Genomic DNA, 23,631 nt, shown 5'->3' with positions numbered 1-23,631 from the left:
AAAGCGCGGGTTGGGATATCAGACCATGGTGTCGGTCACTCGCGCGTGGCGACCGCGGGGGCCGCGGGGTTGTCCCAGGAGCCGCCGAGCGCGCGCACGAGCCGAACCGTCGTCTGGAACTGCGCGGCCCGCACCTGCGTCTCCATGCGCCGGCTGCGCAGCTCGTTGCGCTGGGCATCCAGCAGCTCGAACTGGCTGATGAAGCCGCCGCGGTAGCGCGCGTTCGACAACGCGGTCGCCCGGCGGGCCGAGGCCACGGCCTCTGCCTCGGCCTGCGCCTGCTCGCCGAGCAACCGAAGCGAGGAGAGCTGGTCCTCCACGTCCTTGAAGGCGACCAGCACCTGCTCGCGGTAGGAGGACAGCGCGCCATCCATCTCGGCCGCCGCCGCGGCGATGGTGCCCTCGCGCCGGCCGTCGAAGATGGGCAGCGACAGCAGCGCGCCCACGCCCCAGGCCCGGGCGGACCACTTGAACACGTCCGACAGCCCGGACGAGGCGAATCCGCCCGATGCGGTCAGCTGCACGTCCGGGAACCATGCGGATTGCGCCACCCCGACGCGCGCCTGCGCAGCGAGCAGGGCCTGCTGCGCCGCGCTCACGTCGGGCCGGCGCGCCAGCACGACGGCGGGCACGCCCGCGGGGATGGCGGGCGCGCTTCCGGTCCACTGCGAAGGCGCCAGCGAGAAGGTGGACGCCACCTCTCCCACCAGCACGGCCAGCGTGTGCTCGAGCTCGGCGCGCTCGCGCCGGATCGCCAGCGCCTGCGACTGCGCCGCGGCCTTCTCGGCGCGCACCCGCACCACGTCCAGCTCGGCGACGTCGCCGGCACGGAAGCGGGATTCGGTCAGCCGCAAGGTGTCGGCGTACGCGAGCACCGTGTCCTGCACGATGGCCGTTTCGGCATCGAGCGCCCGCAGCGTGAAGTAGGTGTGCGCGACCTCCGCCTGGATCAGCAGGCGCGCGCTTCGCAGCAGCGACTCGCGCGCGTCGGTATCCAGCCTGGCGGCATCCGTCGCCCGCGCGATCTTGCCGAACACGTCGACCTCGTAGGAGAAGGTGGCCCCCGCGGACAGGCTGGTGGCAGCCGCCGGCCCCATGTCCGGCCGGGTGCCCCGGAACGCGCCCGCCGCGAGCCCGACCTGGGGCAGCCTGCGCCCCTCGGCGGCTCGCAGCAGTGCACGCGCCTGCTCCAGCCGCGAGGCGGCGATGTGGATGCGGTCGTTGCGCTCCATCGCACCGGCCATCAGGCCATCGAGCACCGGGTCGCCGAAGGCCTTCCACCACTCGCCGAAGGCCGGAAGCTCCGCGGGGGCCGTGGCGGTCCACTTGCCACCCGCTCCCGCGAACGACAGGGGGATCGGCGGCAGCCTGGCCGGGTCGATGGCGGGCGGCGTCGCACAGCCGGCAACGAGCAGGGCCGCGACCAGCACGCAGAGGCGCAAGGGCCGGGGATCGGGACTCATTGCGCTTCCCCTGCAGGCTGGATGGTGGAGGCATGGCCATGGTTCACCAGCGGACGGTTGCCGGCCAGCCGGCGCAGCAGCACGTAGAACACGGGCGTGAGGACCAGTCCGAAGGCCGTCACGCCGATCATCCCGCTGAACACCGCCACGCCCATCGCCCGCCGCATCTCGGCGCCGGCACCGGAAGCCAGCACCAGCGGCAGCACGCCCATGACGAAGGCGATCGAGGTCATCACGATCGGGCGCAGCCGCAGCCGCGCCGCCTCGATCGCCGCCTGCACCGGCGTGCGGCCGGCGAACTCGAGCTCGCGGGCGAACTCCACGATGAGGATGGCGTTCTTGGCCGATAGCCCCACCAGCACCATCAGCCCGATCTGGGTGAAGATGTTGTTGTCGCCGCCGGAGAGCCACACGCCCGTCATCGCCGCCAGCAGTCCCATCGGGACGATCAGGATGATCGCGATCGGCAGCGTGAGGCTTTCGTATTGCGCGGCCAGCACCAGGAACACCAGCAGCACGGCCAGCGGGAACACCAGCGCGGTGGCATCGCCGGCGAGGATCTCCTGGTAGGTCAGGTCGGTCCATTCGTAGCCCACGCCGGGCGGCAGCGTCTTGGCCGCGATCCGCTCGATCGCATCCTGCGCCTGGCCCGACGAATAGCCGGGAGCCGGGTTGCCGTTGATGTCCGCAGCCAGGAAGCCGTTGTAGCGGATCGCGCGCTCGGGCCCGTAGCTGGGCTTGACCGTGACGAAGGCGGACAGCGGCACCATCTCGCCGTTGGCGGACCGCACCTTCAGGCTGGCGACGTCGTCCGCGTGCGAGCGGAATTCGGCGTCGGCCTGCACCCGCACGGTGTAGGTGCGCCCGAAGCGGTTGAAGTCGTTCACGTACAGGCTGCCCAGGTAGATCTGCAGCGTGTTGAACACGTCGGTGATGGGCACACCCAGCTGGCGTGCCTTGGTGCGGTCGATGTCGGCGTAGAGCTGCGGCACGTTGACCTGCAGGCTGGTCCACAGGCCGGTGAGCTCCGGCGCCTTGCGCGCTTCGGCGAGGAAGGCCTTGGTCGCCGTGTCCAGCTCCGCGTAGCCGAGCGAGGCGCGGTCCTGCAGCTGCAGCTTGAAGCCGCCGGTGGTGCCGAGACCCTGCACCGGCGGCGGCGGAAACAGGCCGATGGTGGCGTCCTGGATCTGCCCGAAGGACTGGTTCAGGGCCGCGGCGACGGCCGTGGCGTTCTGGTCCGCGCGCTTGCGCTGCCCGAAAGGCTTGAGCAGGATGAAGACCACGCCGGCATTGGAGCTGCGGGTGAAGCCGTTGATGGACAGCCCGGGATAGCCGGCGGCGTACTGCACGTCGGGATGCTTCAGCGCGATGTCGCTCATGCGCCGGATCACGTCGTCGGTGCGGTCCAGGCTGGCGCCGTCGGGCAGCTGCGCGAAGCCCACCAGGTACTCCTTGTCCTGCACCGGCACGAAGCCGTGCGGAATGACCTTGAAGAGTCCCACGGTGATCACGGCGAGGCCGAGGTAGACCGACAGCATCACCACCTTGCGCGAGATCGCATGCCGCACGCCGGTGCCGTAGTTCTCCGCTCCGCGCTGGAACAGCCGGTTGAAGCCGCGGAAGAAGGGGCCCAGCACGCGGTCCATGCCGCGCGTGAGCGCGTCCTTCGGCGCATCGTGCCCGCGCAGCAGCAGCGCCGACAGGGCCGGCGACAGCGTCAGCGAATTGACGGCGGAGATGACGGTGGAGATGGCGATGGTCAGCGCGAACTGGCGGTAGAACTGGCCGGCCAGCCCGGTGATGAACGCCAGCGGCACGAACACCGCCACCAGCACCAGCGCGATCGCCACGATGGGTCCGGACACCTCCCTCATGGCCTGCAGCGTCGCCTCGCGCGGCGACAGGCCCGCCTGGATGTTGCGCTCGACGTTTTCCACCACCACGATCGCGTCGTCGACGACGATGCCGATCGAAAGCACCAGCCCGAACAGGCTCAGGGCGTTGATCGAGAAGTTCAGCGCGTACATGACGGCGAAGGTGCCCACCACCGAGACCGGCACCGCCAGCAGCGGGATGATGGAGGCGCGCCAGGTCTGCAGGAACAGGATCACCACCAGCACGACCAGGGCGATCGCCTCCAGCAGGGTCTTCACCACCGACTTGATCGACTCGCGCACGAACAGCGTGGTGTCGTACACCTCCGTGCTGTACTCCACGCCCTGCGGCATGGTCTTGGCCACCTCCGCCATCTCGGCGCGCACGCCGTCGGCGATCGCGATCGCATTGGAGCCCGGCGAAGCCAGGATCGCCACCGCCATGGCGTCCTTGTTGTCCAGCAGCGAGCGCAGCGAATAGTCGGCCGCGCCGAGTTCGATGCGGGCGAGGTCCCGCAGGCGCGTGACCGCGCCGTCGGTCTCGGTCTTGACGATGATCTCGCCGAACTCCTCCTCGGTCTGCAGCCGGCCCTGGGCGTTGACCGAGAGCTGCACGTCGATGCCGTGGTTCGGGGCGGCGCCGATGGTCCCGGCGGCCGCCTGCACGTTCTGTTCGCGGATCGCGCGCACGACGTCGGAAGCCGAGAGGTTGCGCTGGGCCACCTTGTGCGGGTCGAGCCACACGCGCATCGAATAGTCGCCGGCGCCGTACAGGGCCACCTGCCCCACGCCCTGCACGCGGGCCAGGCGGTCGCGGATGTTCAGGAGTGCGTAGTTGCGCAGGTAGTTGATGTCGTAGCGGCCGGTGGGCGAGGACAGGTGCACGAGCAAGGTGATGTCCGGCGAGCTCTTGATCGTGGTGACGCCGAGCCGGCGGACCTCCTCGGGCAGCCGGGGTTCCGCCTGCGTCACCCGGTTCTGCACCAGCTGCTGCGCCTTGTCGGGGTCCGTCCCCAGCTTGAAGGTCACCACGAGCGTCAGCTGGCCGTCGGCGGTGGACTGGCTGCTGAAATAGAGCATGTCCTCGACGCCGTTGATCTGCTCCTCCAGCGGCGTGGCCACCGATTCGGCGATCACCCTCGGGCTCGCGCCGGGATACTGCGCCCGCACGACCACCGAGGGCGGCACCACCTCGGGGTACTCCGAGATCGGCAGCAGGGGCAGCGCGATCAGCCCGCCGAGGAAGATGAGCATGGACAGGACGCCGGCGAACACGGGCCGGTCGATGAAGAACCTGGAGAAGTTCATGGGGGCTCCGCCGTTCTCAGGACCGCTGGGCCGCGGCCGTGCGCTCGGCCGCACCCGCCTGCGCCTCCATCGGCACCTGCTGCGGCTGCACCAGCGTGCCGGGGCGCACGCGCTGCACGCCGTTGACGACGATGCGTTCGTCCGCCTTCAGGCCCCTGGTGACGATGCGCAGGCCGTCGACGGCGGCGCCGAGCGTCACCTCGCGGTAGGCCACCTTGTCGTCGGCTCCGACGACCAGCACGAATTTCTTGTCCTGGTCCGTCCCCACCGCGCGTTCCGAGACCAGCAGCGCCCGGCTCGCCTTCGCCTTGCCCAGGTGGATGCGGGCGAACTGGCCGGGAATGAGCACGCCCTGGGGATTGTCGAAGCGGGCGCGCACGCGCACCGTGCCGCTGCGGGTGTCGACCTTGTTGTCGATGAGCTGCAGCCGGCCTTCGTGGGGTGTTCCGTCGGTGACCACGGTGCCCATGCGCACCGGGATCCGGTCGATCTGTGTCCGGTCGCCATCGACGCCCGGGACGTCGCGCAGCGCCCGCACGATGACCTGCTCGTCGGCGTCGAAGCTCGCATAGATCGGGTGCACGGAGACGAGCGTGGTGAGCACGGGCGCGCCCGGGCCGGCCGCCACCAGGTTGCCCGCGGTCACCTCGAACTTGCCGATGCGCCCGGCGATCGGTGCGCGCACCTGGGTGTAGCCCAGGTTCAGGCGCGCGGACGTCAGCGCCGCCTGGGCGGCACGCAGGTTGGCTTCCGCCTCGTGCATGCCGTCGTTGCGCTCGTCCAGCTCCCGTTGCGCGATGGCGTCCTCCCGCCAGAGGCGCTCGGCGCGCTGCTGCTCGCTGCGCCGGTTCATGAGGCGCGCGTCGGCGGCGGCCACCTGCGCCTGCGCCCTCTCCACCTCCGCCGCGTAGGGCGCCGGGTCGATGGTGACCAGCAGGTCGCCGGCACGCACCAGGGCGCCTTCGCGGAAATGGACGCTCTGCACCGCGCCCGAGACGCGGGAACGCACGTCCACCTGCTCGACGGCCTCGAGCCGGCCGGAGAACTCGTCCCAGGCGGCGACTTCCGCCTGCACGACCGTCGCGACCGACACCGGTACCGCCGGCGGGGGCGCAGGCCGCTCGGAGGCGGTCACGTCGCCCTCCGACGTCGCGATGAAGACCGCGACGGCAATGGCGGCGAGGGTCGTGAGCGCAAGGCCCATCCTGAACGCGCCGCGCCGGAAGGCCGCTTGCAAGATTGACATCGGTATCTCCTTTGATCGATCGAGTTCACAACAGGGCGCGGCCGCGGACCATCACACCTTGGTAGGGCCGATACCAAAGGTGGATGCAGGCAGCCGCGCCGCGAACTCGTGCGGGAAGTGCCTCAGCATCGCCCGCACCGGGATCGCGGCGGAGTCCCCGAGCGCGCAGATGGTCCGGCCCTGGACGTTCTGCGCGACCGACTGCAGCAGGTCGAGGTCCCCGGCCGGCCGCGTCCGGCGTGGATGCGGGCCAGCACGCGCCACAGCCAGCCGGTGCCTTCGCGGCACGGCGTGCACTGGCCGCAGGACTCGTGCATGTAGAAGTAGGACAGGCGCAGCAGGCTCTCCACCATGTCGCGCGTCTCGTCCAGCACGATCACGGCCGCCGATCCCATCATCGAGCCGGCCTTGGCGAGGGCGTCGTAGTCCATCGGGCAGTCCCTGATCGCGTCCGCGGGCAGCACCGGCGAGGACGCCCCGCCCGGAATGACCGCCTTGAGCCTGCGCCCGCCGCGCACCCCGCCTGCCAGCTCCAGCAGCTTGCCGAACGGCGTGCCGAGCGGGACTTCGTAGTTGCCGGGGAGTTCCACGTCGCCCGACATCGAGAAGATCTTGGTGCCGCCGTTGTTCGGCCTGCCGCATTCGAGGTAGGCCTGGCCGCCGTTGCGGATGATCCAGGGCACGGCCGCGAGGGTCTCGGTGTTGTTGACCGTGGTCGGCCTGCCGTACAGGCCGAAGCTGGCCGGGAACGGCGGCTTGAAGCGCGGCTGGCCCTTCTTGCCTTCCAGCGATTCCAGCATGGCCGTCTCTTCGCCGCAGACGTAGGCGCCGAAGCCATGGTGCGCGTGCAGCTGGAAGCTGAACTTCGAACCCAGGATCCGGTCGCCCAGGTAGCCGGCGGCACGCGCCTCTTCCAGCGCGTCCTCGAAGCGCTCGTAGGCGCTGAAGATCTCGCCGTGGATGTAGTTGTAGCCCACGGTGATTCCCATCGCGTAGGCGGCGATGATCATCCCCTCGACGACGATGTGGGGTTGAACATCAGGATGTCGCGGTCCTTGAAGGTGCCCGGCTCGCCCTCGTCGGAGTTGCACACCAGGTACTTCTGGCCGGGGAACTGGCGCGGCATGAAGCTCCACTTCAGGCCCGTGGGGAAGCCGGCGCCGCCGCGGCCGCGCAGCGCGCTTTCCTTGACGGTGGCGATCACCTGGTCCTGCGTGAGGCCCTCGGACAGGATCTTGCGCAGCGCCTTGTAGCCGTCGCGCGCCTCGTAGTCCTTGATGCGCCAGTTGGTGCCGTCCAGGCCCGCATAGATCTGCGGGTTGATGTGGCGGCCGTGGAAGCAGGTCTGGACGCCGGTGGCCTGGAACTGCGAGAGGACCTGTTCGGCGAGCATCATGAAGCCTCCGTGCGGCGCACTGCGGCAGCACCGCCTTCGGGCGGCCGTGCGGCGGTCGACACGCCCTCCGCCTTGCGCAGGCCGTCGATCATCTGGTCGAGCTTGTCGGTGCTCATGAAGCTGCACATGGTGCGGTCGTTCACCAGCAGTACCGGCGAGTCGGCGCAGGCGCCCAGGCACTCGCTTTGCTGCAGCGTGAACAGGCCGTCGGGCGTGGACTCGCCCATCCCGATGCCCAGGCGCATCTCCAGGTGCTGCAGCGCCTTCATGCCGTCACGCAGCTGGCACGGCAGGTTGGTGCAGACGTTCAGCTTGTACTTGCCGACCTTCTGCTGGTTGTACATGTTGTAGAAGGTCGTGACCTCGTGCACCGCAATGGGGGCCATGCCGAGGCAGGCGGCGATCTCGTTCTCGCTGTCCTTGCTGACGAAGCCCTGCTCCTGCTGCACGATCGCCAGGCAGGCCATCACGGCGGACTGCTTCTGGTCGGCGGGGTACTTGGCGACTTCGCGGGCGAAGCGGGCGTTCATCGTGTCCGGTGTCATGGCGCGGCCTTCCCGGTGGCAAGGGCCACCGCGCTGCACGTTCGCATCCGCGGCATCTCCGGACAATGCGACGACGGCATGCCCGCCCACCCGCCGGAAGAACGAGTCGCACCTGGCACCGAGGCCGACCGACACCAAGGTCCGATGGATTCGGCGCGCGCCTTTGACTCTGATGGAGGCCTTTCCCCACCAGGACAGGAGCGCCCCATGACGACCATTGCCCGAAGCGGAGGCAGGAGATGAGCCCCGTCGCCGCCGACCACCCCATCCCCGCCTACTCTGCCGCGGAGAAGCGCAAGCGCATCACCGCCATCGTCGCGGCATCCTCGGGCAACCTGGTCGAATGGTTCGACTTCTACGTGTACGCGTTCTGCGCCATCTACTTCGCGCCCGTCTTCTTTCCGGCGTCGGATCCGACCGCGCAGCTGCTGATGACCGCGGGAGTGTTCGCCGCCGGATTCCTCATGCGCCCCATCGGCGGCTGGCTGTTCGGCCGCATCGCCGACCGGCGCGGCCGCAAGGCCTCCATGCTGATCTCGGTGCTGCTGATGTGCGGCGGCTCGCTCATGATCGCCTGCCTGCCCTCGTACGCCGCCATCGGCGCATGGGCTCCCGGCCTGCTGCTGGTCGCCCGGCTGCTGCAGGGCCTGTCGGTCGGCGGCGAATACGGCACCACCGCCACCTACATGAGCGAGGTGGCGCTGAGCGGCCGGCGCGGCTTCTACTCCTCCTTCCAGTACGTCACGCTGATCGGCGGCCAGCTCGCCGCCGTGCTGGTGATCGTCGTCCTGCAACAGCTGCTGGACGACGGCGAGCTGCGGCGCTGGGGATGGCGCATCCCCTTCTTCATCGGGGCCGTGGGCGCGGTCGTGGCCCTCGTGTTGCGGCGCACGCTGCACGAGACGTCCACGGCGGAATCACGCGGTGCCGGCAACGCGGGGCAGGTCAGGGAGCTGCTGGGGCGGCACCGCTCGGCGTTCCTCACGGTGCTCGGGTACACCGCCGGCGGCTCCTTGATCTTCTACACGTTCACCACCTACATGCAGAAGTACCTGGTCAACTCCGCGGGCCTCTCGATCAAGGCCGCCAGCGGCGTCATGACCGCCTGCCTGTTCCTCTACATGTGCATGCAGCCGCTCTTCGGCGCGCTGTCCGACCGCATCGGCCGGCGCAGGAGCATGCTGCTGTTCGGCGCCCTCGGGACCCTGGCGACCGTCCCCATCTTCAGCGCGCTCGAATCGGTGGACAGCCCGTACGCGCAGGCCGCGTTAATCCTGGCGGCGCTGACCATCGTGAGCCTCTACACGTCCATCAGCGGCATCGTCAAGGCCGAACTGTTCCCGGCGAACGTCCGCGCCCTCGGCGTGGGGCTCTCCTATGCGATCGCCAATGCGATCTTCGGCGGGTCGGCGGAGTACGTGGCGCTCGGACTGAAGTCCGCGGGACACGAGTCGGCGTTCTACTGGTACGTGACGGCCATGATGGCCGTCGTGTTCATGGTGAGCCTGCGGCTTCCCGAACAGGCGGCGTACCTGCGGCAGGATGCGTGACGATGGCCTGCGCTCCAGCCGCAGGCGCCGCGTGCGGCGCGGGTTCCACCGGCAGGCCCGCAGCCTGCCAGGCGGGGAATCCGCCCGCGAGCACGAGCGGCCGCAGGCCCCGCTTGCGCAGCCGCGTGGCCACGCGCGCGGCGGAGACGTCGCTCGGGCAGTCGCAATAGACCACCAGCTGCACGCCCGCGTCCGCGGGGATGGATGCATCCACCTGGTCGTCGAGGAAGGCGTGAACGGCTCCCGGGATCCTCTGCTCCAGGGCCGGTTCCGGGCCGCGCACGTCCACGAGCAGCAGGCGCTCTCCGCGGGCCATCTTCTCCGCCACCTGCTGCGGCGCGATCCGCGGCGTTCGCGTGGCGGCGCGCGTCATCATGCGGCGGCGCAGGGACAACCACCCGAGGTAGGCACCGACGGCGACGACCACGACCGGCAGCGCCAGGCTCCCCAGGTCCTGCAAGGCCGTGACGACCTGCATGACCTGCCGGTGCAGCAGCATGCCGGCGGCGACCCCGCCGCCGACCCACAGCAGCGTGCCCGCGGAGTTGAGCCCCGTGAATCGCACGGCCGACATGCCGAGGGCTCCCGCCAGCGGGGGCGCCAGGCCGGCGACGCCGGGAATGAACTTGGCCAGCAGCACGGTCGCGGCGCCGCGCCGCGCAAAGGAGACCTCGCTCCTGCGGATGCAGGTGTCGGGCGCGATCGAGATCCTGCACACCAGCGCGAGCATGCCGCGCCCGAAGCGGCGGCCCGCGATGAACCACGCACCGTCGGCCGCCACCGCGGCGGCGCAGGCGCCGAGCACCGCATGCAGGGCGAAGGCGGTGTCCGCTCCCCGCGCGCCGGCCAGCAGGAGGAAGGGCATGGCGGGCACGGGCACGCCCATCCGCTTGGCGAACACGATGAGCACGATGCCCAGCACGCCGTAGTGATGGAACAGGAGGGCGGCATCGGTCATGGTCGGCGGCTCCTTGGGTCCACAGATTATCGGGAGTGCGCGTTCCCCACTCCCGTCACGGGATTGCAGCGCCGGCCGGGCTGCTCACTTGCCGGCTGCGGCGGCGCCTGGGTCCATCACTTCGAGCGCCCGCCCAGCCTGCCCGTGTAGTCGTCCAGGCGCTTCTCGAGGTCGGGGTTGATCTGCAGTCCCTGCTCCATCAGCTTGCCGATGCGCTGCTGCGCGGCCGGGCGCTGCACGGATGCCAGGAAGGCTTCCCACTCGGCTGCCATCTGATCGTTGGTCGGCAGGCTGCTGGCATCGACCAGCCGCTTGATGTCGGCGATCGCCTGCTTGTCGAAGCCGGCGATGCGGCGCGCCAGGGTGTCGACGAAGCCGTCGAGACGGGCGTCGGGCAGCGCGCGATTGACGTAGCCGTAGCGCTCGGCGAGTTCGCCGTCGACGTAGCTGCCCGTCATCAGCACTTCCAGCGCACGGCCGCGTCCCATCAGTCGCGGCAGGCGCGCCATGGGGCCGCCGCCGGGCACGAAGCCGGCACCGATCTCGAACTGCGAGAGCATGGCCTTCTCGCGGCTGGCGAAGCGCATGTCGGCGGCCAGCGCCAGCTCGCTGCCGACGCCGGTGGCGCGCCCGCGGATCGACGCGATCGACACCACGGGCGCCTTGCTGAGCCGCACCAGCATGTCGGGCAGCTGCGGCAGCCCGGTGGGCCCCGGCGGCAGGCGGGTGGTGTCGGTCAGCGGCGGCACGAAGTCGTAGTGCGTCAGGAAGAAGCCCGGGACGTCGCTGTCGAAGACCACCACCTTCACGTGCGGGTCGGTCTCCATCGCCGTCACCACCTTGTTCAGCTGCGGCATCGTGTTCGGGCCGTAGATGTTGAACGGAGGGTTGTGGAAGGTGACGCGCCAATACTCCGCCGTGACGCGCGTCAGACGCACCTGGTCCTGCGCGTCCGTGGCCGAGCGGCGCTTGGCCGGCTCCGGCGCAGCGGAGGACCCCTGCGCGTGCGCAGGCGCCGTGATCGCGAGAAGGGCGGCGACGAGCGCAGGAAGGGCGAGTTTCATTTTCATGGCAAAGGTCCTGTTCGGTTGGGGGCGAGGGGGCGGGTCAGGCGGACAGGGCGGGGTAGTCCGTGTACCCGCTCGCTCCGCCGCCGTACAGCGTCGAGAAGTCCACGGCGTTGAGCGGCGCGTCCTGGCGCAATCTCTCTACCAGGTCCGGGTTGGCGATGAAAGGCCGGCCGAAGGTCACCAGGTCCGCGCCCTGCGCCAGCGCCTGTGCGGCCAGCGCCTTGTCGTAGCCGTTGTTCACCATCCAGGCGCCGGTGGCACCCGCATCGCGCCAGGCGCGCCGCATCGCCTCGTAGTCGAAGGCGTGCCTTCCACCTCGCGCGGCCCGCCGGGGGAACCCTCGACCAGGTGCAGGTAGGCGAGGCCCAGCGGGGCCAGCTGCCTGGCGACATGGTCGAACAGCGGCTGCGCGTCCTCGTCGACGAGGTCGTTGGCCGTGGCCACCGGCGACAGCCGCAGCCCGACGCGGTCGGAGCCGACCTCCTCGCACACCTCGCGCATCACTTCCAGCAGGAAGCGCGCGCGGTTTCCGATGGAGCCGCCGTGGTCGTCGCGCCGCTGGTTGGCCCCGGTCTTGAGGAACTGGTCCAGCAGGTAGCCGTTGGCCCCGTGCACTTCCACGCCGTCGAAGCCGGCGCCGATCGCGTTGCGCGCCGCATGGCGGAAGTCGCGCACGATGCCGGGGATTTCCGCGGCATCCAGCGCGCGCGGCTCCGACGTCGCAACGAAACTGCCGGCGCCGTCCCGGATCAGGTAGGTCTTGGCCTTCGCGGCGATCGCCGAGGGCGCCACCGGCGCGCGGCCCTCCGGCTGCAGTTCGACGTGCGAGATGCGGCCCACGTGAAAGAGCTGGCAGAAGATGCGGCCGCCGCGGGCGTGCACGGCCTGCGTCACGTGCTTCCAGCCATCGAGCTGTTCGGTGCCGTAGACGCCCGGCACGTCGGCGTAGCCCTGGCCCTGGTGCGTGATGGAGGTGGCCTCGCTGATGATGAGGCCGGCGGAGGCGCGCTGGGCGTAGTACTCCGCCATCAGCGCGGTGGGGATGGCACCGGGCGCGCGGTTGCGCGTGAGCGGGGCCATGACGATGCGGTTGGGCAGGCGCAGCTTGCCCACCTGCAGGGGATCGAACAGGTTTTTCATTGCGGGTCCAGGTGGGGAGCGTTCATGCGCGGGCCGCGGGGACCCGGCGCGTCTCGGGAGTTTCCAGTCGGGCCGCACGAAATGGCAGTTGTAGCCGTCGGGATGCTTGAGCAGGTAGTCCTGGTGCTCGGGTTCGGCTTCCCAGAACTCGCCGGCCGGCGCCACTTCCGTCACCACCTTGCCGGGCCACAGGCCCGAGGCCTCGACGTCCGCGATCGTGTCCTGGGCCACGCGCTTCTGTTCCTCGCTGGTGTAGAAGATGGCCGAGCGATAGCTGGTTCCGACGTCGTTGCCCTGGCGATTGCGCGTGGTCGGATCGTGGATCTGGAAGAAGAACTCGAGGATCCGGCGGAAGCTGATGCGCTCCGGGTCGAAGAAGATCTCCACCGCCTCGGCGTGGAAGCCGTGGTGCCGGTACGTGGCGTTCTGGGTGTTGCCGCCCGAGTATCCGACCCGCGTGGAGACGATGCCCTCGGTCCTGTGGAGCAGGTGCTGCACGCCCCAGAAGCAGCCGCCGGCCAGCAAGGCGCGTTCTTCAGCCATTGGATGCCTCCACCTGGTCCAGGTAGGCGCCGTAGCCCTCGGCTTCCATTTCGTCGCGGTGGATGAACCGCAGCGACGCCGAGTTGATGCAGTAGCGCAGGCCGCCGCGGTCGCGTGGCCGTCGGGGAACACGTGCCCGAGATGGCTGTCGCCGTGCGTGGACCGCACCTCGGTGCGGACCATGCCGTGGCTGGCGTCGCGCAGTTCGTTCACGTACGCGGGCTCGATCGGCCTGGTGAAGCTCGGCCAGCCGGAGCCGGAGTCGTACTTGTCGGTGGAGGCGAACAAGGGCTCGCCGGACACCACGTCGACGTAGATCCCGGGCTCCTCGTTGTGCACGTATTCGCCGGAGCCCGGCATCTCGGTGCCGGCCTGCTGCGTGATGCGGAACTGCTCCGGCGTCAACCTGCGGATCGCCTCGGGGTCCTTGCCGTACTTGGGCATTTCGATCTCCTGTGTCGGTGGGGTGGTGGCAGGGTCAGCGCCGCAGCGGCGGATAGCCCTGCACGTAGAGCCAGTCCGTCTGCTTCGCCGGCACATGGCAGGCGAGGCAATCGGACTTGTAGTCGGTGGAGGTGGACTTTCCGGGTGCGCCGGCGTCGAACCAGGCCCAGCCCCAGCCCTCGCCCCAGAGCTTGTTGTCCGGGAACTGCGCCCGCTCGTCCTTGACCATCAGGAACCAGCCCTTGAGCGACTCCGCCGCGGCATGGTTGACGGTCCCCGTCGTGAGCGACGCGGTCTTCGTTTCGAAGACCTCCTTGACCAGCACGGTCTGGTTCGGGAACTTGCCCGTGGAGCGGTAGGCGGCGATCGTCCCCGGAGAGGCGTAGACCGTGTGCAGCTCGCTTGGAGCCCTTGCCATCGTCCGCGGCCACGGCCCACGTGCCGAGGTACTCGTAGGACGTGCGATAGCCCTCGGGCACTTTCATGTTGCCCCTGGCATCGACCACGGCCTTCCGGTCCGCCGACGCGGTACCCGTGGACAGTGCCCACGCCAGCAGGACCAGGGCGAGCACGGCGACCGCACCCAGCAGGCTCGACTTGTTCGTACGCATGAAGACTCTCCAGGTGTCCCGCCTCAGGCGGGGAGTGACATCGGGCCGCCGCAGGCGTAGTCGTTCCGCCCGCGCGGCGGCCATTCGTAATCCATCGGCCACTCGCGGGCGAGCGTCCGGGAACCACGCGCGTGCCACGGCGCGAACAGCCTGGCGAGGTCCGGGTGGCGGTGAGGATCGGGCAGCATGCGCATTCCAGGGGACGATGAAGCGGCGGGCAGGGCGCACCGCGTGCGCTACTGTTCAGGAGCAGTCTGGCGGCACGGCTCGCCGGACGCATCGGACTTCGGCGTGTGCCGCCGCTATGGCCTTGGTGGCAGGAGTGCCCCCGGCGGGGCCTCATGTATTCGTGCCGGCGGCGTGATCGGCGCTAGCATGCAGCCTCACCCGAGTGATGCCCCATGGCCCTGTACAGCTCCCTGCTCTGCGCATTGCTGCTTGCGGGGGCGGCGCAGCCTGTCCTTGCGCAGCCGGACGCGCTGCCGCCGGTACGCCTGGTGGTCAGCCTGCCGCCCGGTGGTTCCCTGGACGTGATCGCGCGCAAGCTCGGCCCCCTGATGGCCGCCGGCTGGGGGCAGGTGCCGGTGATCGAAAACAAGGTTGGTGCGGGCGGCACCATCGCAGCCGACTACGTGGCCAAGGCGCCGCCCGGCAGCGTGCCGCTGCTCGTCTCCGCCGCTTCCACCTTCACCATCGTGCCGCACGTGTTTCCCAAGCTGCCGTACGACCAGGACCGGGACCTGACACCGCTGGTCCAGATCGGCACCACGCCCTTCGTGCTGCTGGTGCGCGAGAACGATCCCGCGGGCGACCTGAAGGCCCTGCTCCAGCGCGCGCGCGACCAACCCGCAAGCGTGTCCTTCGGCTCGTTCGGAAACGGCTCGGTGACCCACGTGATCGGCGAAAGCGTCAACGCGGCGGCGGGCGTGAAGATGCTGCATGTGCCGTACAGGGGCACCGTACCCGCCATCACCGACCTGCTGGGGGCCAGGTGACCGCGGTCGTGAGCGACCTCGGCACGGCGAGGCCCTTCCTGAACGGTCGGCTGCGCGCGCTGGCGATCACGGGCAGCGCGCGCCATGCGTCCCTGCCCGATGTTCCCACCTTCGGCCAGCAGGGGCTGCCGGCGCTCGATGGCTACATCAGCTGGGTCGGGATCTTCGCCCCGGGCACGCTGCCCAGGACGATGGCGAGCCGGCTGGCCGACGACCTGTCGCGCGCCTTGCGCTCGGACGCAATGAAGGCGGAGCTGGCGGCCATCGGCTTCGATGCGACCGGCACCAGCGGCGAAAGCTTCGCCGTGATCGTGCAGCGCGACCGCCAGCGCTGGAGCCAGGTGTTGAGGGACATCGGCGGCATCTCCTTCAACTGACGTCCGCCATCCGCGGATCGCGCGGACGCCTTCAGTGCTCCAGAGCGGACTCGACCGCCGCGAACAGGGCGACCTCGCTGAAAGGCTTGAACAGGCAACTGGCCGCGCCCTGCGCGAGCAGCCGTGGCTGCAGCGCGGGATCGGCCTGCGCCGTGATGAAGATGACGGGGATGACGCTGCCCCGGCGTTTCAACTCGGCGAACAACTCGGGGCCCGTCATGCCGGGCATCGCGACGTCCAGGATCAATGCCTGCGCGTCGGGCGGCGGCCGGGCTGCCAGGAATTCCTCCGCCGAGGCGAACGCCTCGGAGGCGAAGCCGAACACCTCCAGCAGGTCGGGCAGCGCTTCGCGGACCGAACTGTCGTCGTCCACCACGCAGACCAGCGGCCGCGCCGCGCCTGCCCAGTGAGTTCCGCTGCCACCACCGTGCATCACGTTCCCTGTCGAAATCAAGGGAGAGCTTGCCGCAGTTCGAAGGCGGCGTAAACCATACCTTGGTGTCGGTCGGTCAGGAGCATCCCGTGCGCGGCGCCTTGTCGTGGTCGATACCAAGGTAGGGGTGGACAGTCCGATGGCCAGGGCGCATCCTCTCCCCCGGTGAGGACCCCGCTCCCGTCCGCCGGCTCGTGGAGGAGATGACACCCTGGCCTACCCGCACCCATGACACAGCTCTCGGGGATCCCTGCCGCGATGCACGTCGCCGGCGCCAGTGCTCGCGTGGAGGAGGACAGGCTGCAGGTGCTGTGCGAGGACGGCGAGCGCGCGCTGTGCCGTGAAGCGCGCATCGGCGCCGATGGCATGTCGCGCAGCGTGCTCACGGTGCGCCTGACGGCCGAGCGGCCCGCGCGCGCCAGCGTCGACCGGCTCGCGCATGAGTACGGCTTGCGCGAACTCCTCGACCCGGCCTGGGCCGCGTTGCCGCTGGAACTCGTGCACGACGAGGACCGCCCCATGCTGGTCCTGGAAGACACGGGCGGCGAGCCGCTGGAACGCGAGCTCGATGGGCCGATGGAGACCGGCCGCTTCCTGCGGGTGGCGATCGCCATCGCCTCCGCGCTCGCCGGCTTTCACCGGCAGGGACTGGTCCACAAGGACCTGAAGCCGGTGCACCTGCTGGTGGACGCCGCCGGGCAGGTGCGGCTGACGGGGCTGGCCCTGGCCTCGCGGCTGCCGCGGGAACAGCAGGCCCCGACACCGCCGGAGTTCATCGCCGGCACCCTCGCCTACATGGCGCCGGAGCAGACCGGTCGGATGAACCGCTCCATCGATTCGCGCAGCGACCTCTATGCGCTGGGCGTCATCTACTACCGCATGCTCACGGGCACGCTGCCGTTCACCGCGGCCGACCCGATGGAATGGATCCATTGCCACATCGCGCGGACACCGGTTCCCCGGAAGAGCTGCTGGCCGGCGTGCCCGCGCCGCTCTCGCAGGTCGCGATGAAGCTGCTCGCCAAGACGGCCGAGGAGCGCTACCAGACCGCAAGCGGCGTGGAGCACGACTTGCGGCGCTGCCTGGCGGAATGGGAAACGCGCGGTTCGATCGGCGAGTTCACCCTCGGCGCGAACGACCTCCCCGAGCGCCTGCTGATCCCGGAGAAGCTGTACGGACGCTCGCGCGAGGTGGGGGTGCTGCTCGACGCCTGCCATGCCGTGCACGCGCACGGGCAGCCGCAACTGGTGCTCGTCTCGGGCTATTCGGGCATCGGCAAGTCCTCCATCGTCAACGAACTGCACAAGGCCGTCGTGCCGCGGCGCTGGCTCTTTGCCTCCGGCAAGTTCGACCAGCACAAGCGCGACATCCCGTATGCGAGCCTGGCGCAGGCCTTCCACGGCCTGATCGACCAGCTCCTGAGCAAGACGGAGTCCGAACTGCTGGAGTGGCAGAGGGCGATGCGCGATGCGCTCGGCCCCAACGGGCAGCTGATGGTCGACCTCATCCCGCAACTGGAACTCGTCATCGGCAGGCAGTCCCCGGACCCCGCCTGCCCCCGCAGGACGCGCACCGCTCGTTCCAGCTGGTGTTCCGGCGCTTCGTGGGCGTGTTCGCCACCGCGGAGCATCCGCTCTGCCTGTTCCTCGATGACCTGCAGTGGCTGGATGCGTCCACGCTCGACCTCCTCCAGGACCTGCTGGCGCAGCACGAGCCGGGGCACCTGCTGCTGATCGGCGCCTACCGCGACAACGAGGTCGGCCCCGCGCACCCGCTGGCGCGCAAGCTGGAGGCGATCAGGCGATCGGGCGCCGGCGTGCGGGAGATCGTGCTGGCGCCGCTGTCGGATGCGGACATGGCGCAGCTCATCGGCGAGTCCCTGCGCTGCGCACCGGAGCAGGCGGGCCCGCTGGCGCGCCTGGTGCGCGAGAAGACCGGGGGCAACCCGCTGTTCGTGGTGCAGTTCCTGCACGCACTCGTGGACGAGGGACTGGTCCGCTTCGACCACGTCGGCGCGAGCTGGTCGTGGAGCCTGGAGCAGATCCAGGCGAAGCGCTACACCGACAACGTCGTCGACCTGATGGTCGTCAAGCTCAATCGGCTGCCCGCGCTAACGCTGCGCACGCTGCAGCTGCTGGCATGCATCGGCCACAGCGCGCGCTTCGACCTGCTGGCGACCATCTGCGAAGCGCCGATCGAGCAGGTGCATGCGCAGCTGTGGGAGGCCGTGCGCTCCGGGCTGGTCGTGCGCTCCGACACGGCCTACGCCTTCCACCACGACCGCGTGCAGGAAGCCACCTATTCGCTGATCCCGCAGCACGAGCGGGCGGAAAAGCACCTGCGCATCGGCCGCATGCTCACCGCGAACACACCCGCGGCGGAGCGCGCCGAGATCATCTTCGACATCGTGAACCAGTTCAACCGCAGCACCCACCTGATCGTCGCGAGCGACGAGCGCGAACGGGTGGCGCAACTGAACCTGCTGGCGGCCGAACGCGCCAAGTCGTCCACGGCCTATGCTTCCGCGCGCCGCTACCTCGCCGCCGGGGCCGCGCTGCTGGACGAGGGCTGCTGGGAGCACAGCCCCGCGCTGGCCTTCCGGCTGCAGCTGCAAAGCGCGGAATGCGCCTTCCTCACCGACGCACCCGGCGAGGCGGAAGACCTGCTGGCCGCGGTCTCCGAACGCGCCCGCGGCACTCCCGATCGCTCGCGGGTCGCGTGCCTGCAGGTCGACATGTACACGACGCTGGACCAGGGCGAGCGCGCGATCGCGAGCGGCCTGGCCTTCCTGCGCGAACTCGGGATGGAGTGGCCCGAGCACCCGACCGACGAGGACGTGCGCGGCGAGTACGAGCGCACGCGCGCGCTGCTGTCCACGCGCTCGCGCGACGAACTGCTGGAACTGCCGCTGATGACGGATGCGGACGCGGTGGCCACCCTGGACGTGCTGAGCAAGCTCACCGTGCCGGCGTTCTTCATCAACGTGCCGCTGTTCGCGCTGCTGGTGTGCCGCACGGTGCGGCTGATCCTGGCCAGCGGCAACAGCGATGCCTCGCCCGCCTTCTACGTGCGCCTCGGCATCGTCGCCGGCCGCCTGTTCGGCGACTACCGCGGCGCGCATGACCTCGGGCAGCTCGGGCGCGACCTGGTGGACCGGCGCGGACTGGCCCGCTTCCGTGCGGTGGTCTACTTCCTCCTGGGCAACATGGTGATGCCCTGGACGCGGCACTACCGCGCCGGACGCGACCTGATCAACGTCGCCTTCCGCGATGCGTGCGACAGCGGCTACCTGTACTACGCCACGATCTGCGCCAAGGGCATGAGCGCCAACCGGTTCGCCGCGGGCGACCCGCTCGCCGTCATCCAGCGCGAGGCCGAGGAAGGCGTGGTGTTCGGGCGGGCGGTGAAGTTCGAGTCCTTCACCGACCTGCTGCGCGCCAACGTGGCATTGGCGCGCATGCTGCGCGGGCTGACGCCGCGCTTCGGCAGCCTGGACGACGCGGACTTCGACGAGGCGCAGATGGAGAGCCGTTACTCCGGCAGGTCCGGGATGGTGCAGTTCATGTACTGGACCACCAAGCTGAAGGCACGCTACTTCGCCGGCGACCATGCCGCGGGGCTCCTGGCGGTCGCCAGGCTGCGGGAGCTGTTGCCGCTGAACCTGAGCACCACCGAGCCGATGGAGTACCGGTTCTTCGGCGCCCTCTCCCACCTCGCCTGCTGCGACGCGGCGCCGGCCGACGAGCGCGCATCGCACCTGGCCGAGGCCGCCGCGCACCATCGCCAGCTGCTGGAGTGGGCCGCGAACTGCCCCGACAACGTCGAGGGCTGCGCGGCGCTGGTCGGCGCGGAGATCGCGCGCCTCTCGGGCCAGGAACTGCAGGCGATGCGGCTGTACGAACGCGCGATCCGGTCGGCCCGCGCCAGCGGCTTCACCCACGTCGAGGCACTCGCGCACCAGCTTGCCGCCGCGTTCCACGCCGCGCAGGGCTTCGGAGACCAGGCGGAGATGCACCTGCTGAAGGCGCGCAACAGCTACCTGCGCTGGGGAGCGGACGGCAAGGTGCGGCAGCTCGAGGGCATGCACCCCCACCTGGCGAACGCGCTGTCGCCCCTGCCGCCGCCGGCCGGCACCATCGGCGTGCCGGTCGACAACCTGGACCTGGCCACCGTGGTCAACGTGTCGCGGGCGATCTCCAGCGAAATCATGCTGGACAAGCTGCTGGGCACGCTGATCCGCACCGCCATCCAGCAGGCGCGCGCAGCGCGGGGTGCTGGTCGTGCCGGACGAGGCCGAACCGCGCGTCGAGGCGGTCGCCGTCGTGGAGGGCGATGCGGTCGCGGTGGATCTGCGCGACACGCCGGTGGACGATGCGACCCTGCCGCGGTCCGTCCTCCTGTACGTGCTGCGCACCCTGGAGCCCCTGATCCTCGACGACGCCGTGGCGCAGCCATCGTTCGCCACCGATCCCTACATCGTGCAGCACAAGGCGCGGTCCATCTTCTGCCTCCCGCTGCTGACGCAGGCAAAACTCAGTGGCGTGCTGTACCTGGAGAACAACCTGGCGCCTGGCGTGTTCATGCCCGGGCGCACCGGCGTGCTGAAGTTGCTCGCCTCGCAGGCGGCGATCGCGCTGGAGAACGCCCGGCTCTATCGCGACCTGGTCGAGCGGGAAGCCAGGATCCGGCGCCTGGTGGACGCCAACATCATCGGCACCTACCTCTGGAAGGTGGTCACCAGGGGCACCCGCAAGGTGCCCGTGCTGGTCGACGCGAACGACGCCTTCCTGCGCATGGTGGGCTACGAACGCGCGGACCTCGCCGCCGGCCGCGTGACCCGCGATACCCTGTCGCCGCCGGAGTGGCGCGAGCGCGATGCCCTGACCATGGCGCAGGTGCAGGCGACCGGCAGTGTCGCCCCCTTCGAGAAGGAATACATCGCCAGGGACGGCAGCCGCGTACCGGTGCTCATGGGCCTGGCCGCATTCGACGAACGACGCGTCGACGGCCTCGCCTTCGTGATCGACCTGAGCGAGCGCAAGCGGGCGGAAGCCGAGGCGCGCGAGAACGAGCGGCGCTACCGCGAGGTGGAGTCGGCGCTGGCGCACGCCAGCCGCGTGGCGACCATGGGGCAGCTGACCGCCTCGATCGCCCACGAGGTCAGCCAGCCGGTGGTGGGCGTGATCACCAACGCCGACACCGCGCTGCGCAGGCTCAAGGCCGAACCGCCCAACGTCGCCGGCGCCGTGCAGGTGCTGGAGCGCATCGTGCGCGACGGCACGCGCGCGCGCGAAGTCATCGACCGCACCCGCGCGCTGGTGCGCAAGGCGCCGCCGCGCAAGGACCTCGTCGACGTCAACGGCGCCGTCCGTGAGGTGATCGAGCTGACCAAGGGCGAGGCGGCCAAGAGCCGCGTGCTGGTGCACACCGGGTTCGCCGATGGCCTGCCGCCGGTGGTGGGCGACCGGGTGCAGTTGCAGCAGGTCCTGTTGAACCTGATCGTGAATGCCATGGAGGCCATGCTCGGCGCGGGCGAAGGACCGCGCGAGCTGTGGGTCGGCACCAGCCATGCAGGGGCCGACGCCATCCTGGTCGCCGTGCGGGACAGCGGGCCCACGCTGGAGGCTTCCCACCTGGCCCGTGTCTTCGATGCGTTCTACACCACCAAGCCCGAGGGCCTGGGCGTGGGACTCTCGATCTGCCGCTCCATCGTCGAAGCCCACGGGGGCAAGCTGTGGGCAGGTGCCGCCGCTCCGCGCGGAACCTTCTTCCATTTCACGCTGCCGGCCGCCGGCAGCCCTGCCGCGCAGGCCTGACGGCTGCGCGGCGCCGGGCCATGGTCGGGTGCCCGCATATGCCGTAAGAAGGGCAACACCTTCGTGCAATCGACGCGCGAGCGAGCGTCTGGTGTCATGCGCATCACACACCGACAGGAGCAGCCATGGCCGATGAAGCAGACCTCGCCTTCTATGCCGAGCAGGGCCACCTGAGCCAGGCCCTCGCCGCGCAGCCGCAGCACGGCGTGGTGCTGAAGCCCGCGGGCTATTGCCACAACTGCGGCGGCGCCGACGTCGGCGTCCGCCTGTTCTGCGACAGCGACTGCGCGGCGGACTGGGAATACCAGGACACGCTGCGCCGCAAGCTGGGACTGCGGCGGGATCCGTCCCCGGCCACACACGGCCGCGTCACGATGACCTTCACCCGCTGAAGTGCAGGCGCCCCAGGACAGCTGCCGCGGCGACGCTTCGATGGGTCACCGCGAGCGGTCCGCTTCAGCGTTGCGTCCAGCGTTGCAGCACGATGGCGGACCGTTGCATCGGTGCGCCGCCGCCGGCCATGTAGCGGTGCGGGAAGACTTCGCGGCGGGCGAGGCCGGCCTCTCCATAGGCCACGTCGCCGTCGCGCAGCGCCTGCAGCGTTTCCGCGCGGACCTGCTCACGCGTCTTGCCAGCTACGTGGACGCGTGCGGGGAAGGCCCCTGGATTGCGCTCGTACGCCGCGCCGCCTTCGCCGGCGACCAGGATGTCACCGGTGCGCTGCGCTTCCTTCAGCTCCGCGAGCACCTGGGCGCGCGTCTTCCCGGAACGGATGGTGTGGGCGAACTGGCCGCTCGGATCGGGCGATTCGGCGTGGGCGGCGAAGCCGGCGAGGGACAAAAGGCCGGCGAGGACGATGGAGGTGCGGTTCACGGTGATTTCCTTTCGCGTCGGTGGAGATGAACTCCGGTGCTGCACATGTGCGGCCCGGTTCCCACGAACAAGCGCGCGCCGCGGCAAGACGGCGTTGCAAGTCAGACAACAATGCCCGGAGTACCAGACATGTGGACATCGATGATTCGGCGGCGTCTCGCGCCCCTGCTCGCCGCGACGGCGCTCCTGGACGGTGCCGCTGCCGCTTCCCCCGCGCAGGAACCGCAAGTGGCGATCGAAACCATCGAGATCGCTTCGGAGATGGGGCTGCGACGAATGATCGTCCGCAACCCGCTCGCCCGGGGCACCGTGCTCTTCCTGCATGGTTTCCCGGAAACGCTTTACGCCTGGAAGGGCATCGCCCTCGAGCTCGGCGGGGAGCACGAGGTGCATGCCTTCGACTGGCCGGGATACGGGCTCTCGTCCCGGCCGCCGCCCGGACAGTTCTCGTACGCCCCGCGGGATTACGCGCGTGTGCTGAAAGCGTACATCGAGCACGCACGGATCGACACCTCCCGGCTCACCATCTATGCGACCGACATCGGTTCCCTGCCGGCGCTGCTGCTCGCGCTTCAGGAGCCGACGATCGCCCGGCGCATCATCGTCGGCGACTTCGCGCCGTTCGACCGGCCGCGCCACATGCACCCCCTGCTGCAAAGCCTCAAGGAGCCGCACGCATCGGAGTCCACGCGCGCGGCGATGAACCGGACGCGCGACGACATCCTGGCGAACTCCTATCGCAGGGGCTTTGCGACGGAAGAGCAATTCGACATCCCGCAGGAGCTCAAGGACGACATGCTCGCCGGCTGGAGTCGGAACGGGATCACCTCGGCGGATGCCTTCGCCCACTACTACGCGCATTTCAGCGCCGACCAGCGATTCCTCGAATCGCAGCTGGCCAGATTGAAGACGCCCGTCCAGGTCGTGTGGGGAGAGCGGGACTTCTACATCAACAAGGAGATGGGCGTGGAATTCGCGGCCAAGGCGGG

Annotated in this window: 14 protein-coding genes and 8 pseudogenes; 9 read left to right on the top strand and 13 right to left on the bottom strand. The window is 69.9% G+C overall.

The window, feature by feature from the left end:
• Positions 1 to 35 precede the first annotated feature (35 nt).
• From HK415_RS00620 to HK415_RS00600, 5 genes and pseudogenes are all read right to left on the bottom strand, one after another.
• On the bottom strand, positions 36 to 1,463 hold the full coding sequence (locus tag HK415_RS00620) for an efflux transporter outer membrane subunit (RefSeq protein WP_171556394.1): 1,428 nt from the start codon (positions 1,461 to 1,463) through the stop codon (positions 36 to 38).
• A complete protein-coding gene (locus HK415_RS00615; protein ID WP_171556393.1) occupies positions 1,460 to 4,645 on the bottom strand; it encodes an efflux RND transporter permease subunit in 3,186 nt (1,061 codons plus the stop codon). Before HK415_RS00615 ends, HK415_RS00620 begins: the two co-directional genes overlap by 4 nt.
• Positions 4,646 to 4,661: 16 nt before the next feature.
• Positions 4,662 to 5,891: an efflux RND transporter periplasmic adaptor subunit gene (locus HK415_RS00610; protein ID WP_171556392.1), complete on the bottom strand. Its 1,230-nt coding sequence runs from the start codon at positions 5,889 to 5,891 to the stop codon at positions 4,662 to 4,664.
• 51 nt (positions 5,892 to 5,942) lie between these two features.
• Positions 5,943 to 7,287 (bottom strand): annotated as a pseudogene (gene nuoF / locus HK415_RS00605) (NADH-quinone oxidoreductase subunit NuoF).
• Positions 7,284 to 7,832 (bottom strand): NADH-quinone oxidoreductase subunit NuoE family protein, encoded by a 549-nt coding sequence (locus HK415_RS00600; RefSeq protein ID WP_171556391.1) that lies wholly within the window; start codon positions 7,830 to 7,832, stop codon positions 7,284 to 7,286. The pseudogene nuoF and the gene HK415_RS00600 overlap by 4 nt, the downstream one beginning before the upstream one ends.
• Before the next feature lie 239 nt (positions 7,833 to 8,071).
• On the opposite strand from HK415_RS00600, the gene HK415_RS00595 reads away from it, so the two are divergent.
• Positions 8,072 to 9,382, top strand: a complete 1,311-nt coding sequence (locus tag HK415_RS00595) for an MFS family transporter (RefSeq protein WP_171556390.1) — start codon at positions 8,072 to 8,074, stop codon at positions 9,380 to 9,382.
• On the opposite strand, the gene HK415_RS00590 is transcribed toward HK415_RS00595, so the two are convergent.
• The 5 genes and pseudogenes from HK415_RS00590 to HK415_RS00565 all read right to left on the bottom strand — a co-directional run bounded on the left by HK415_RS00590 (position 9,327) and on the right by HK415_RS00565 (position 13,955).
• Positions 9,327 to 10,340, bottom strand: a complete 1,014-nt coding sequence (locus HK415_RS00590; RefSeq protein WP_171556389.1) for a rhodanese-like domain-containing protein — start codon at positions 10,338 to 10,340, stop codon at positions 9,327 to 9,329. The two genes, HK415_RS00595 and HK415_RS00590, sit on opposite strands and share 56 nt — an antisense overlap.
• A gap of 116 nt (positions 10,341 to 10,456) precedes the next feature.
• Entirely contained in the window at positions 10,457 to 11,410 is a 954-nt protein-coding gene (locus tag HK415_RS00585; protein ID WP_171556388.1) for an enoyl-CoA hydratase/isomerase family protein, read from the bottom strand.
• 37 nt (positions 11,411 to 11,447) lie between these two features.
• Positions 11,448 to 12,550, bottom strand: a pseudogene (locus HK415_RS24220) (alkene reductase).
• An 87-nt stretch (positions 12,551 to 12,637) separates the two neighbouring features.
• Positions 12,638 to 13,537: pseudogene (gene msrA / locus HK415_RS27390) on the bottom strand (peptide-methionine (S)-S-oxide reductase MsrA); the annotation flags it as partial.
• Positions 13,538 to 13,571: 34 nt separating this feature from the next.
• Positions 13,572 to 13,955, bottom strand: a complete 384-nt coding sequence (locus HK415_RS00565) for a cytochrome P460 family protein (RefSeq protein ID WP_216369698.1) — start codon at positions 13,953 to 13,955, stop codon at positions 13,572 to 13,574.
• A gap of 594 nt (positions 13,956 to 14,549) precedes the next feature.
• On the opposite strand from HK415_RS00565, the pseudogene HK415_RS26755 reads away from it, so the two are divergent.
• A pseudogene (locus HK415_RS26755) lies at positions 14,550 to 15,520 on the top strand (Bug family tripartite tricarboxylate transporter substrate binding protein).
• A gap of 31 nt (positions 15,521 to 15,551) precedes the next feature.
• Here HK415_RS26755 and HK415_RS00550 read toward each other — a convergent pair.
• Positions 15,552 to 15,896 carry a response regulator transcription factor gene (locus tag HK415_RS00550; RefSeq protein ID WP_309246527.1) on the bottom strand — a complete coding sequence of 115 codons (345 nt, stop codon included), beginning with the start codon at positions 15,894 to 15,896 and terminating at the stop codon, positions 15,552 to 15,554.
• Between the two features lie 285 nt (positions 15,897 to 16,181).
• Between HK415_RS00550 and HK415_RS24210 the strand changes: the two genes are divergently transcribed.
• From HK415_RS24210 to HK415_RS26085, 3 genes and pseudogenes are all read left to right on the top strand, one after another.
• Positions 16,182 to 16,964 carry a serine/threonine protein kinase gene (locus HK415_RS24210; RefSeq protein WP_253261710.1) on the top strand — a complete coding sequence of 261 codons (783 nt, stop codon included), beginning with the start codon at positions 16,182 to 16,184 and terminating at the stop codon, positions 16,962 to 16,964.
• Positions 16,877 to 17,386, top strand: a pseudogene (locus HK415_RS24205) (AAA family ATPase); the annotation flags it as partial. The gene HK415_RS24210 and the pseudogene HK415_RS24205, both read left to right, overlap by 88 nt.
• Before the next feature lie 14 nt (positions 17,387 to 17,400).
• Positions 17,401 to 17,628: pseudogene (locus HK415_RS26085) on the top strand (ATP-binding protein); the annotation flags it as partial.
• Positions 17,629 to 18,063: 435 nt separating this feature from the next.
• On the opposite strand, the gene HK415_RS24195 reads toward HK415_RS26085, so the two are convergent.
• On the bottom strand, positions 18,064 to 20,040 hold the full coding sequence (locus tag HK415_RS24195; protein ID WP_253261709.1) for a hypothetical protein: 1,977 nt from the start codon (positions 20,038 to 20,040) through the stop codon (positions 18,064 to 18,066).
• Between the two features lie 184 nt (positions 20,041 to 20,224).
• On the opposite strand from HK415_RS24195, the pseudogene HK415_RS24190 reads away from it, so the two are divergent.
• From HK415_RS24190 to HK415_RS00540, 3 genes and pseudogenes are all read left to right on the top strand, one after another.
• A pseudogene (locus tag HK415_RS24190) lies at positions 20,225 to 20,950 on the top strand (GAF domain-containing protein); the annotation flags it as partial.
• A gap of 249 nt (positions 20,951 to 21,199) precedes the next feature.
• Positions 21,200 to 21,769, top strand: coding sequence for a sensor histidine kinase (locus tag HK415_RS24185; RefSeq protein ID WP_309246799.1), 570 nt, complete (start codon positions 21,200 to 21,202; stop codon positions 21,767 to 21,769).
• A 125-nt stretch (positions 21,770 to 21,894) separates the two neighbouring features.
• A complete protein-coding gene (locus tag HK415_RS00540; RefSeq protein WP_171556382.1) occupies positions 21,895 to 22,161 on the top strand; it encodes a hypothetical protein in 267 nt (88 codons plus the stop codon).
• Between the two features lie 64 nt (positions 22,162 to 22,225).
• On the opposite strand, the gene HK415_RS24180 is transcribed toward HK415_RS00540, so the two are convergent.
• Positions 22,226 to 22,966, bottom strand: a complete 741-nt coding sequence (locus tag HK415_RS24180) for a DUF4148 domain-containing protein (RefSeq protein ID WP_253261708.1) — start codon at positions 22,964 to 22,966, stop codon at positions 22,226 to 22,228.
• Here HK415_RS24180 and HK415_RS00530 point away from each other — a divergent pair.
• Positions 22,904 to 23,599: pseudogene (locus tag HK415_RS00530) on the top strand (alpha/beta fold hydrolase); the annotation flags it as partial. The gene HK415_RS24180 and the pseudogene HK415_RS00530 overlap by 63 nt on opposite strands.
• Positions 23,600 to 23,631: the final 32 nt, after the last annotated feature.

It is taken from the genome of Ramlibacter montanisoli, assembly GCF_013087525.1.
Classification (GTDB): domain Bacteria; phylum Pseudomonadota; class Gammaproteobacteria; order Burkholderiales; family Burkholderiaceae_C; genus Ramlibacter; species Ramlibacter montanisoli.
Note: the sequence above shows the minus strand (reverse complement) of the source record. Positions and strands in the feature narration are given on the sequence as shown.